The sequence below is a fragment of the Pseudomonas sp. K2I15 genome (genome assembly GCF_002204795.1).
GTDB lineage: Bacteria > Pseudomonadota > Gammaproteobacteria > Pseudomonadales > Pseudomonadaceae > Aquipseudomonas.
Genome location: NZ_NIXO01000095.1, coordinates 1 through 12,395 on the forward strand (window position 1 = coordinate 1; position 12,395 = coordinate 12,395).

Annotated in this window: 9 protein-coding genes and 1 pseudogene; 5 read left to right on the forward strand and 5 right to left on the reverse strand. The window is 62.2% G+C overall.

Annotated features, from left to right (window positions below):
* From CEC48_RS29305 to CEC48_RS29320, 4 genes are all read right to left on the reverse strand, one after another.
* A partial coding sequence (locus CEC48_RS29305; RefSeq protein WP_088427006.1) for a hypothetical protein occupies nt 1-684 on the reverse strand: 684 nt, incomplete at its 3' end.
* A gap of 142 nt (nt 685-826) precedes the next feature.
* A complete protein-coding gene (locus CEC48_RS29310) occupies nt 827-1,891 on the reverse strand; it encodes a lipocalin-like domain-containing protein (RefSeq protein ID WP_088427007.1) in 1,065 nt (354 codons plus the stop codon).
* Nucleotides 1,881-4,355, reverse strand: coding sequence for an FtsX-like permease family protein (locus CEC48_RS29315; RefSeq protein WP_088427008.1), 2,475 nt, complete (start codon nt 4,353-4,355; stop codon nt 1,881-1,883). The genes CEC48_RS29310 and CEC48_RS29315 overlap by 11 nt, the downstream gene beginning before the upstream one ends.
* 1 nt (nt 4,356) lies before the next feature.
* Nucleotides 4,357-5,025, reverse strand: coding sequence for an ABC transporter ATP-binding protein (locus CEC48_RS29320; protein ID WP_088427014.1), 669 nt, complete (start codon nt 5,023-5,025; stop codon nt 4,357-4,359).
* A gap of 346 nt (nt 5,026-5,371) precedes the next feature.
* Here CEC48_RS29320 and CEC48_RS29325 point away from each other — a divergent pair, with 346 nt between their 5' ends.
* The 3 genes from CEC48_RS29325 (at nt 5,372) to CEC48_RS29335 (ending at nt 9,638) form a co-directional block, all read left to right on the forward strand.
* Complete coding sequence (locus CEC48_RS29325; RefSeq protein WP_088427009.1) at nt 5,372-6,055, forward strand: histidine phosphatase family protein; 684 nt, start codon at nt 5,372-5,374, stop codon at nt 6,053-6,055.
* 347 nt (nt 6,056-6,402) lie between these two features.
* A complete protein-coding gene (gene arnT / locus CEC48_RS29330; RefSeq protein WP_088427010.1) occupies nt 6,403-8,058 on the forward strand; it encodes a lipid IV(A) 4-amino-4-deoxy-L-arabinosyltransferase in 1,656 nt (551 codons plus the stop codon).
* 59 nt (nt 8,059-8,117) lie between these two features.
* Entirely contained in the window at nt 8,118-9,638 is a 1,521-nt protein-coding gene (locus CEC48_RS29335) for a glycosyltransferase family 39 protein (protein WP_088427011.1), read from the forward strand.
* 85 nt (nt 9,639-9,723) lie between these two features.
* Here CEC48_RS29335 and CEC48_RS32320 read toward each other — a convergent pair.
* A pseudogene (locus CEC48_RS32320) lies at nt 9,724-9,855 on the reverse strand (redoxin); the annotation flags it as partial.
* 161 nt (nt 9,856-10,016) lie between these two features.
* On the opposite strand from CEC48_RS32320, the gene CEC48_RS29345 reads away from it, so the two are divergent.
* Together CEC48_RS29345 and CEC48_RS29350 are read left to right on the forward strand one after the other, a co-directional pair.
* Complete coding sequence (locus tag CEC48_RS29345) at nt 10,017-10,757, forward strand: response regulator (RefSeq protein WP_088427012.1); 741 nt, start codon at nt 10,017-10,019, stop codon at nt 10,755-10,757.
* On the forward strand, nt 10,754-12,058 hold the full coding sequence (locus CEC48_RS29350) for an ATP-binding protein (protein WP_088427013.1): 1,305 nt from the start codon (nt 10,754-10,756) through the stop codon (nt 12,056-12,058). Before CEC48_RS29345 ends, CEC48_RS29350 begins: the two co-directional genes overlap by 4 nt.
* The last annotated feature ends 337 nt before the right edge of the window (nt 12,059-12,395 follow it).

Genomic DNA, 12,395 nt, shown 5'->3' on the forward strand with positions numbered 1-12,395 from the left:
CTCCAACCCCGCAACCCCCACATCCAACGCCAGCCCCACATACGTCCCCTTGCCCAAAAACCTCGACGTCTCGGCAATGCTGCGAACCCGCTGCGTATAGCCCACGATTTCACTCTTGTGCAGATAACTTTTGGTGGAAATACCCAGCACTTTTTTCAGCGATTTATTGGTTTTCAGGCTCGTGCCAAATCGCGCCGCGCCTTGCAGTTGAGTATCCAAACGCCGGAACAACCTCTGCCGCTGCTGGATAAACGTTTCCTTGTTAAACGCACCGCCCTTGAACTGCTGATGCAGCCGTTCAATCTCTTCCAGCGTGTGCTTCACCTCGTCCAGATGTCGCCCCCAGGCCGCCGTCGAACTGCCCACGCCCACCGAGCTGTAAGCTAATAAACTTTGCAACAGGTCGTAGTTATGGATCACCGCCGTCCCTGCCGATGCATCCAGCTCCAGATTGCGCCGAATCTCCTGGGCATGACGCATCAACCAAGCATCATCGGCCGTGCAAGCCACGCCATAATCATTAGGAATGATCACCATCTGCCCCGGCGTCACCAATCGGGCCTGGAGTAAGTGCAGGTTCAGTGCATCGAATTGATCGGCGAGTTGCAAGCTGGACCCGGCAAGCAACCGGGATTTCAAACTGGGATAGTCCGTGGTGCGGTCATTGATGTATCCCTGCGCCATTACTTACATCCCTGATGTAATGAATATGGCGTCGGAATATAAGTAGGCGAACACGGCTCGGACACAAGCCCGGGACGGCTGAAATTACATTTGGGAAATCACCTACCTGGCAGGTGATTACAACCTACAAAAAGCACCTGAATCAGTACCCCGTCATCTCCAGGTACCCCACCCCGCCCTGAAATTTCACCGGCCCTTCCCAATAAGGAATGCTCAGGTTCATCCAGGCTTTTGGATTGACCGCTTCAGTGGTGATATCAAGATTCTTGCCCGGAATTTTCAGCGACCACTGGGTGGGAATGCTGCGTCCATCTATCGCGGTGGTACCCAGTGGCGTCAGTTGGATGTCCTGGTTGTGCAGGGTCTGTGTGTGGCCCTGCTTGTCGATCCAGGTGCCGGTGAGGTACGACGGTCCCTCCTTCTGCCGCACCCGAAACAGCATCAACTGCTCGCCGCTGTCCAGGTGCAGGGAGAACCAGTCCCAGCCGGTTTGGTTGGCGGTCAGTGGCTGGCTACTCCATTCGCGGTCGAGCCAGGCGGTACCGGTGACCTGGTAGGTTTTGTTGTCGATGGTCACGCTGCCGTCAGCGTCGAAAAACGGCTGGCTGTAGTAGTACGACGCCTGGCCCTGGTCGGATTTGCGGCTGTAGCCGTTATCGCCCTGCAGCACCAACGGGCGGCTGGAGGTCAGGTGCAGGTCGTAGTTGAAATGCTCGCCGGCCGCCGCAAGTTGCATATCCACCAAGGCGCTGGCGGCACCGGGGCGGGTGGCAAAATTCCAGTCATCGATCCAGGCATTGAACGGCGCCGCCTGCGCCCCCGCCTGCCCCACGCCGCCGCGTGCATAGCGTTCGGCGGCGTAATGGCGAGTGGCCGAGGTGACGGCGGCGTGGCCCAGCCAGATCGTCGAGTCATGCCAGCCCGGTTGCGTCGGCCCGGCCTTGAGCGCGTTGCGAAACAACGTCCATTGCACGCCGTAGGCATTGCCCTCGGCGTCCTTGAGGTTGGCGGTGAGGTACCACCATTCGATGCGATAGCCGTCATGGGGGCCGTGGTCCTCGGGGAAGCTGAAAACCTTGCCGGGCACCACTTGGGCGAAGTCCGCGGCCTGGCTGCCCAGCCCGGCAAAACTTTCTTCCGGCGCAGGCGGTTTATCGCAGGCGCCCAGCAGCAGGAACGTCGCCCACAGCAGGTACTTAATCTTCATTGGCAAAAGTCCTCAGCAAATCCGCCGGGCGGCTGCGGTACAACTGCCACAACGGCCACGCCGAAGCCAGCAAGGTGGCCAACATCGCCAGGCCCAGCAATTGCGCCAGCTGCCACGGGAACACCTGCAACGGCAGGCGCCAGCCGAAGGCCTGGACGTTGATCACCACATCCAGGCACCAGGCCAGCAGCAAGCCCAACGGCAACGCCAGCACCAGGGTCAGCACCGCCAGCAGCCAGGTTTGGCCGAGGTTGAGCAGCATCAATTGGCGCCGTGTCACGCCCAGCGCCCACAATGGTGCCAACTGGCCAAGACGGCTTTGGCTCTGGGTCAGCAGGCTGATGAACAACGCCACGCCAGCCACGCCCAGGGTCAGGCTGTTAAGGGCGGCGGTGGCGGCAAAGGTGCGTTCGAAGACCTGGCTCGACCAACCCTTGAGCTGTTGCTGGTCGACGATGCGGCTGTCTTCCAGGGCAAACCGGTCCTGCACTTCACGCACCAGCGGTGGCACGTTGCCCGGCAATACCCGCAGGTTGAATCGCGCCGGCGACAATCCCGGCCAGTGCTGCAACAGGTGCCGTGAGTTCACCAGCAAGTGGCCCTTGGGATTGCCGTAGTCGGCGTAAATCCCCACAACCTTGGGCGACCATGGACCTTGGGGCGTAGGGATATTGATCACATCGCCCAGCCGCACCTTGAGCCTGCGTGCCATTTGCTCGCTGAGCATCAGGGTGTCGTCTTGCAGCAACTGGCCCCATGGGTCTGCTGCGGCTTCCAGCAACGGCCAATGCTGGCGATAGGTGGAGTCGTCGACCACACCGAACAGGTCCGCTGGCCAACCTTGCAACTGCACCGCGACCTGCCAGGTAGGCAGTACCGTCTGCACCAGCGGTTGCTGCACCAGCCAGGTGTGCAACTGTTCGGCCTGCGCCGGGTTTTGCGGGTTGAGGTACAGCTCGGCGGTCAGGCGTTGCTCCAGCCAGTTGTTGAAGGTCTGGCGAAAGCCCGAGGTCATCGAGCCCGCGCCGATATTGGCGGCCAATGCCAGCAGCAAGGCCATCAGCGCCAGGCTCAGGGCCGGCAATTGCTGGCGGCAATCGGCGAGAAACCATTGGCCCAGCACCGAACGGCTGCGCCCCAATACCGCCTTGAGCACACCATTGAGCACCACCGGCAAGCCCAGCGCAGCGCCCAGCAACAAAGCGGCCATCAACACAAAACCGCTGGCCAGGCTATCGCCGAATACCAGTGCCAGCAGCGCGATCAATAAGGCAGCGCCGGCCACCCAACCCTGGCGTCGCAGCCAGCGCCCATGGGCCTGGTGCCAAGCTTGGGCATTGGCCAGCGCCAACAATGGCAAACGCGCCGCCCGCCACAAACTACTGGCGCCGGCGAGCAAGGCGCCGAGCAAACCCAGGCCCAGGCCACTGAGCCACCACAGCGGGCTGAGGCTCAATTGGCCAGGTACCTCGGCGCCGTAAAGGCCGCGCAAGCTGGCAGCCACGTCCGGCAGCAACAGACTGGCCAGCAAGTACCCACTGGCCACGCCCACCAGGCCGCCGAGTACGGCCATGCCACCCAGTTCCACGGCCAGGCTGAGGATCAGCATCCGCGCGCTCACCCCGCACGCACGCAAGGTTCGCAACAGGCCGCGCCGTTGCTCCAGGGCCAGGCCAATGGCGGCGTGCACGATAAATAGTCCCACCACAAAGGACAAAAAGCCCAGTGCGTCGAGGTTCAGGTGGAAGCTTTCGGTGAGGCGCGCGAGGTTATTTTCCTCGGCCTGCTTGAGCTGAAGCTGCGCACCCACTGCCGGCGGCAAGGCGGGATGAGCGGCGGCAAAGGCCTTGTCCAGCAACAACCGCGACAGGCGCTGGGGCATGTCCAGCAGCGGTTGGGCGAAGCCGATATCGGTCAGCAATAATCCCGGAGCCATGTCCGGTTGCACGTGCAGTGGCGGCAGCGCCAGCCCGGCGGCCGTCAGCGGCTGGTCGCCTTCTTTCAGGCCCAGTGCCTGCAAGGTCTGCGGCGCGATCCAGGTGCGGCCCGGCGGGTTGAAGAACGCGACCATCTGCGCCCGGTCCAGGGTCTGCCCGGCCACCGCGCCACCGCCGGGCAGCGACACAGGGTCGATGCCCATCACTTGCAGGCGCTGGTCTTCATGCCCCTTGAGTGTCACACGGCCCTGCACCACCGGCGACACCGGCCACCCGGCGCGGCGCAGCTCGGCAAACAGCGCCTGGGGGAAGCTGGCCCCGTCCGGCGCGCTGAGGCTTGCCTGGGGTTCGCCGCCGATCAGTTGGCTGGCCCGGGCATAACTGTCCCGCGCCTGGCTGTTGAGGGCTTGCACGCCGGTCAACAGCGCAGTGGCCAGCCACAGGCCGGTGAGCACGCTGAAGAACTGCACGGGGTGTCGGCGCCAATGGCTGAGCAACGCGCGCAGTGTCCAATAGAAGACGCGCACTTCAGCGGGCGTCCGCCGCGAGTACCTGGCCGCGGTGCAACACCACCTGCTGGTCCAGGCGCGCGGCGATGCGCGGGCTGTGGGTGACCATCAACAAACTGGTGGGGCTGTCGCGCAGCAGGTCCAGCAGCAGTTGCAGCACTTCGTCGCTGGTGGCTTCGTCGAGGTTGCCGGTGGGTTCGTCCGCCAGCAGCAAGCCGGGCCGCGACGCCAGGGCTCGCCCTACCGCCACCCGCTGTTGCTGGCCGCCGGACAGTTGCTCGGGATAACGCTTGAGCAAGTCGCCCAGGCCGAGTCGCTCAACAAGCTGTGCTTGCCACGCCGGATCGAGGCGCCCGGCCAGGCGCGCCTGGAACGCCAGGTTGTCTTCAACCCGCAGGCTGCCGATCAGGTTGAACTGCTGGAACACCAGGCCGATCTCGGTGCGGCGCCAGTGGGCCAGTTGCGCTTCGCTCATCTGGTCCAGGCGCTGATCGCCGACCTGGATGCTGCCACGGTCTACCTGGTCCAGGCCGGCCACGAGGTGCAGCAAGGTACTTTTTCCGCTGCCGGACTCGCCCATCAGCGCAAGACTGCTACGCTCTCCCAGGTACAGGTCGACACCCGCCAGCACGGCCAACGGCCCCTGCGGTGTGCCATAGCTTTTAAACACCCCTTGTACCTGCAGCATCATCATTCCCCACCGGCCTCTGGACTGAGCCCGAGAATAACGGTTGTCACATTTTTATGTCACAACCATGGGCAAAAGGAGCGCCCCATGACCCTCAGCAAATTTTTCACATCGATTTCACTCGGCTGCCACCTGCCGCACTTTAAATTGCCGCCCATGAGCACATAACAGGCCGATTTTTTCAAACGCCGGTTAGCGCACGTGAACAATTTTTTATATTGGTATGTTCAGCAAAAAGACAGCGCGCCTGTGACACGCTTTTGCACATTCCTGCATAAGCGCTCTTCACTTGGCGCCCTGCCTAACTTGCCGCTGCCAGTTACCGGATCACGCCTGGAAGTTACCAATGGTGAATAGTGTGGTTGACCTGACTCTGAGCAAGTCTCGCTCGCGCTGGGCCTTTTTAAAACAGCTGAACAAGCTATGGCTTGGCGTGGCAGGTATCGTGATGGTCAGCCTGGCGGTGACCGCGTTTATCTGGTGGCCACGATCGCCCCTGGACCTGGGCGTCGGCCATCGCCTGCTTACCTCGGGCGCCCTGGAAGCCTGGCGCAACGGAGACCTGGTGGTGCTGGTGCGTCATGAAGAACGTTGCGACCGCTCCAACAACCCCTGCCTGGGCCCGGCAGACGGCCTGACCACGCTCGGCTCGGTGGCCGCCACCGCTACAGGCAAGGCCTTCCAGACTTTGGGCATGGAAAACACCGACGTACTGAGCAGCCCCACCACCCGCACCGCGCAGACCACGCTGTTCATGTTCGGCAAGTCCGAATTGTCACCCGGCCCGCTGGCTATCTGCGGCCCTGCAATCGCCGAGGAACTGCGACCCCATAAACACACCGATCGCAACTTGCTGGTCGTCACCCACAGCGCCTGCATCAGCGACTTTGAAGAAGCGCTGGGCTTCGAACACGCCGCGCATGCCGAATACGGCAGTGCGTTGTTTGTAAAACTTCTGCCCAATGGCAAGTTCAAGGCGCTCGGCATTATGAACACCAAGGACTGGGCCGCCGCGCTGAAGCAACTTTGAACACTTATTTACATTGACCATTCAAACGTGTTCAGCAAAACGACAGCCAAAGTATGAGATGTTTTATGGTTTTAATTCTTATTTACTTTGGTGCTATTCATAGCTAACTAATCATTTAGACGTTAACTGCATGATCATGACTTTGAATCACTCATTGGACGCCACACGTTTAACGATCTTGACTTGGGCGCATGGAGATTCAGTTCCGCTCCCACTAACAGACTGTTTAAGGAATAACGTTCTGTGCCACATTTTTACCTGACAATGACCACCCTCCACCCCTCGCGCATGGCTGTTCCAGTGCTCGCGCTGATCCGCCGTCAATACCGCCTGAGAGTGCAATATCCATGACCCGCCTTAAACCATTGCCCGTATTGCTACTGGCATTCGTGATGTTCTATGTGTTGCCACTGGGCCTGCACGGCCTGTGGATTCCCGACGAAACCCGTTACGCCCAGATCAGCCAGGAAATGATCATGAGCGGCAACTGGGTGTCACCGCACTTCATGGGCGTGCGCTATTTCGAAAAACCCGCCGCCGGCTACTGGCTGATCGCGCTGGGCCAGGCGGTGTTTGGTGAAAACCTGTTTGGCGTACGCATCGCCTCCGTCCTGACCACCGGCCTGAGCGTCATGCTCGCCTACCTGATCGCCCGGAGGCTGTGGAACGACCCGCGCAAGAGTTTTGCCTGCGCGCTGCTCTATATGAGCTTCGGCCTGGTGGCCGGGCAAGCCGGTTACTCCAACCTGGACCCGCAATTCACCTTTTGGGTCAACCTGAGCCTGGTGGCGCTGTGGTTTGCCCTCGACAGTTCCAACCCACGTGCCCGCCTCGCCAGCTGGACATTGCTGGGCGTGGCCTGCGGCATGGGTTTCATGACCAAGGGCTTTCTGGCGTGGTTGCTGCCAGTGTTGATTGCCCTGCCGTACATGCTCTGGCAGCGTCGCCTGGGCGAACTGCTGCGCTACGGCCCGCTGGCAATTCTGGTGGCGGCCGTGGTGTGCCTGCCCTGGGCGCTGACGGTCCATGTGCAAGAGCCGGACTACTGGCGCTTCTTTTTCTGGCATGAGCACATCCGCCGGTTTGCCGCCGACAACGCCCAGCACGCCCGGCCCTGGTGGTTTTACCTGCCGCTGATGGTGGTGTCGTGCCTGCCGTGGGCGGCGCTGCTGCCGGCGACGCTGTGCAAGGCCTGGAAGGACAAAGGCCAACCCGCCATCGTCTTCCTCGCGCTGTGGATGTTGCTGCCCCTGGGCTTTTTCAGCCTGAGCAACGGCAAGTTGCCGACCTATATCATGCCGTGCCTGCTGCCGCTGGCGTTGCTGATGGGCCATGCGTTGGTCGACCTGCTGGCCAACGCCCGCACCCGCGCGCTGCGCTTCAATGGCCTGCTCAACCTTGGCATTGGCCTGGCGGCGATGGTGACGCTGATCTACCTGCAAATCGCCAGGCCGCTGTACGGCAACAGCCACGGTGAGATGTTCAACCTGTCCCTGACGTTCATCGTGCTGATGGGCTGGATGCTCGCCAACCTGCTGCAAGCGTTCCGCCCGCTGACGTTGTGGGCGATGCCGGCCCTGGGCATCGGCCTGCTGGTGGCGCTGCTGCCTGCGGGCATGCCGGCGCTGATCGAAGATAACGAAATGCCCGACCAGTTTGTGCTCCAGCACCTGGACGAACTGCAACAAACCCACGCGCTGCTGAGCAACGAACTGGGCTCGGCCTCCGCCTTGTCGTGGCGCCTGCGCCGGCCCGAAGTGGCGTTCTACGACACCGAAGGCGAGTTGCGCTACGGCCTGCAATACGCCGACTCGATGCACCGCAAGGTTGACCTGGAGAACGTTCAAGCCTGGCTCAAGCAGGCGCGCCAGCAAGGTTCCGTGGGCGTAATGATGCGAGTCAGGAGCACCAGTGAAATGCGCGAAGCCGGTCAGTTGCCGCTGGGGGGCAAGCGTTATTACAAGGGTGACCTGGAGATCATCATCTACCCGCAATTGCCGTAACACAGCCGCACTAATGTGGGGTGACCCATTCAACACTCATCCCACATCGGAACTGCTCCATGACCCTCTGGAAAACCGAACGCGGCGCCCTGCTGTTGCTCCTAGGCGTGTCTGCCGTGATCCTGCTGCTGGGCCTCGGCGCCCGCGACCTGTGGGGCCCGGAAACCCGCTGGGCGAACATCACCCTGCAAATGCTGCAAAGCGGCGACTACTTCGACCCTTACCTCAAGGGCACCCCGTATTACGACAAACCCCTGCCGTCGTACTGGCTGATCACCGGCTTTGCCAACCTGATGGGCGGCCTGGGGCCGTGGTCGTTGCGCCTGTCCTCGGTCATCTCGGCGTGGCTGAGCATCTGGATGGTCTACCTGCTCGGCGAGCGTCTTTTCCGCAAGGGCACCGGCCTGATTGCGGGCTGGATGCTCGCGACCACCTTCTACTTCATCTTCTGGGCACGAGTAGCCACGGCAGACGTGCTGACCCTATGCGGCGTGCTGGCAGCCGTGTGGTGGTATTGGCGCGGGCCCGACGACACGCGACTGGGGCGCTACACGGTGTTCTTCCTGTTGCTGGCAGCCACGTCGCTGTTCAAGGGCTTGATCGGCTTTGTGCTACCGGGCCTGGTGCTATTGCCGCACCTGCTCAGCGAACAGCGCTACAAGCGCCACCTCAACCTGCGGCTGGTGCTGGCTGTGATAATCGCCGGAGCGTTCTACGCGATTCCGTTTGTGCTGTCCCACCTCTACGGCGCGCCGACCTACGGTGAAAGCGGCCTGGAACTGGTGTTCCGGGAAAACGTAGTGCGCTTCTTCGACCCGTTCGACCATATGGGGCCGATCTACACCTACCTGATCTACCTGCCGGCCTACACCTTGCCATGGGCACCGTGCTGGATCCTCGGCCTGTGGCTCGCCGTTCGGCACTGGCGCGACACCCCGCCCAACACGCGTTGGCTGGTATGGGGCCTGGGCCTGCTGTTTGTGTTCTTCACCGCCAGTGGCAGCCGGCGCAGTTACTACGTACTGCCACTGGTGCCGTTCGCGCAGTTGCTGGCGGCGTGGTGGGTCAGTGAACGTATCGCCCGCAAAGGCACGGTCGGGCGGGGTTGGTACCGTGGGTTCGGGATTGCCGCCGGGGTGATGCTGCTGGTGCTCGGGGTGGTGTATCCGTGGACCAATGGCAACGGCGGCGTGACCCGTTTTGCTGATGACGTGCAGGCGCAGGCGGTTAAGAGTGCGCCGTGGGATCAATGGCAAATGGTGATGGTGGAAGTCGATAACAAGGTGCCGATGTACCTGCAAAATCATGGGGCGCCGTTCTACTACGTGGCTGAAACCCAGGACTTCCCGCGCCAGGGTGACAGTGCGGCGTTCATGGCGTGGCTGGACAAAACCAGCGGCCGGCACTTCGACCCGCAGCGCACGATTATTGTCGCGCAGTACACCAAGGACGCTCCGGCACCGGTGGCCTACCTGGGCAGCGATCATCAGGTGATCAGTACCCAGCCGGACAATGGCGAGCGGCTGTTTCACAAGCGTGACGGTGGCAGCGTGGCGTTTGTGCCTGGCGTCACCCCCTAGCCTGTGCTGGCAGGGCCGGCCCTGGCTTCTTCCAGCAACACCTGGATGACTTTCTCCTGAGTGTCGTAGAGGCCCTCGCCAAGTTGATGTACGACAGGCTGCGCTCACAGTTGACGCAGTCGTAGGTCCGCAAATTCACCAGCACTACCTTGCCCCTCAGGCCCACGGCCGTCAGCGGCGGTGAGTTGAGCCACGCCACGGCGCCGTCCAGGGAAGGCATCGACTCATCGGCCGGGCGAAAGGTGTCGGCCAAGCCGGTTTTTTTACGTCGACATGTATCTCGTCACTGCCAGATACACTGCAATACAAAGGGCACAAGGCAAGGCCGCCGGCAGTGGCTAGACTGCGCATCAATGACTATTCAACGAGGAAGGCCGCATGGATCACGTCGATCACATTCTGATTGTCGATGACGACCGGGAGATCCGCGAACTGGTGGGCAACTACCTGAAAAAGAACGGCCTGCGCACCACCGTGGCGGCTGACGGCCGGCAGATGCGCAGCTTCCTCGACACCACGCCCGTGGACCTGATCGTGCTGGACATCATGATGCCCGGCGACGACGGCTTGCAGCTGTGTCGCGAACTGCGGGTGGGCAAGCACAAAGCCACGCCGATCCTGATGCTCACCGCGCGCAACGATGAAACCGACCGCATCATCGGCCTGGAAATGGGCGCCGACGATTACCTGGTCAAGCCCTTCGCTGCCCGTGAGCTGCTGGCCCGCATCAACGCCGTACTGCGCCGCACGCGGATGCTGCCGCCAAACCTGGTGGTGACGGAAAGCGGCCGGCTGATCCGTTTTGGCCGCTGGCGCCTGGACACCACCGCCCGCCATCTGCTGGACGAAGACAACACCCTGGTGGCCTTGAGCGGCGCCGAATACCGGCTGCTGCGGGTGTTTCTCGACCACCCGCAGCGTGTGCTCAGCCGTGACCAGTTGCTGAACCTGACGCAGGGCCGGGACGCGGACCTGTTCGACCGCTCCATCGACCTGCTGGTCAGCCGCCTGCGCCAGCGCCTGCTGGACGACGCCCGCGAGCCGGCCTACATCAAGACCGTGCGCAGCGAAGGCTATGTGTTCTCCCTGGCCGTGGAAATCCTCGGGGACCCGGCATGACCCTGACGTTCCGCTGGCCGCGCACCCTGGCGGCGCAACTGTCGGTGATTTTCATCGTCAGCCTGCTGTGCGCCAACGCCTTGTCGTTCAGCGCGCAGTTCTATGAGCGCTACATGAGCGCCAGAAGCGTGATGCTGGGCAATCTGGAGAACGACGTGTCGACGTCGGTCGCCATCCTCGACCGCCTGCCCGCCGCCGAGCGCGCCAGCTGGCTGCCGCGCCTCGACCGCAACGCCTACCGCTACCTGTTGAATGCCGGCGAGCCCGGCGAGCCGATGGCCAGCGACGACGTGCCGATGGCCGCGACGTCGATTGCCGATGCCTTGGGCAAGCACTACCCGCTGACCTTTCGCGACGTCCCGGGCCTGCAAAAACACTTCCAGGCGCACCTGACCCTGGCCGATGGCAGCCCAATTACCATTGATGTACACCCCAAGCCCATCCCGTTTGCGTTCTGGCTGCCGGTGGTGTTGGTGCTGCAGTTGGTGGTGTTGCTGATATGTACCTGGTTTGCGGTGCGCATCGCCATCCGCCCGCTGACACGCCTGGCACGGGCTGTGGAAACCCTCGACCCGAATGCCCACCCCACGCCGCTGGACGAAACCGGCCCCACCGAGGTGGCGCATGCCGCTGCTGCGTTCAACGAGATGCAGAAGCGGATTGCCGAGTACCTCAAGGAACGCATGCAGATTCTGGCGGCGATCTCCCATGACTTGCAGACGCCGATCACCCGCATGAAATTGCGCGCCGAGTTTATGGAGGACTCGGTGGACCGGGAAAAGCTCTGGAGTGACCTGGGGGAAATGGAGCACCTGGTGCGTGAGGGTGTGGCCTATGCCCGCAGTGTGCATGGCTCGACCGAGGCCAGTTGCCGGATCAACCTGGACGCGTTTCTCGACAGCCTGGTGTTTGATTACCAGGACATGAACAAGCAGGTGAGCCTGACCGGTAAAAGCGCGGTGGTGCTGGATACCCGGCCCCATGCATTGCGCCGGGTGCTGGTGAACCTGGTGGACAACGCGCTGAAATTTGCCGGGGCAGCGCAGTTGCAAGTGGGCTCGACGGCGTCGGGTGAGCTTTCGATCAAGGTGCTGGATCGGGGCCCGGGGATTGCTGAGGATGAGTTGGTGCAGGTGATGCAGCCGTTTTACCGGGTGGAGAGTTCGCGCAATCGCGGTACAGGTGGCACCGGGTTGGGGTTGGCGATTGCCCAACAGTTGGTCGTGGCGATTGGCGGGGAGTTGACCTTGAGCAATCGGGATGGCGGCGGATTGTGTGCGGAGGTTCGGCTGGTGCTGTGACGGGCGGGGTGTATATCCGTTATTTGAGTGATGGCTGATATGGGTTCCGCTCTTACAGCGGCTCACTTTTGAACAGCGCAAAAGTAAGCAAAACGCTCTTGCCCCACCACTCGGCACCTCGCTTGGGCTCGGTGTGCCCTCAGCTCCGGTATTACTACGCGGGCCGCCGCGACGGGGCGTCCCTGCCCCGTCGCGGCTAAACCGGCGTCCTGCCGGTTTACCCGCTCCGTACTACCTGCGTTCGGCCAGCGTGGTTTAACGGGGCGCCTAAGATCAAGATCAACAGCAGATCAAGAACACAGCGGCCTACCGGCCGGCTTGAGTGGTGTAGAGCAAA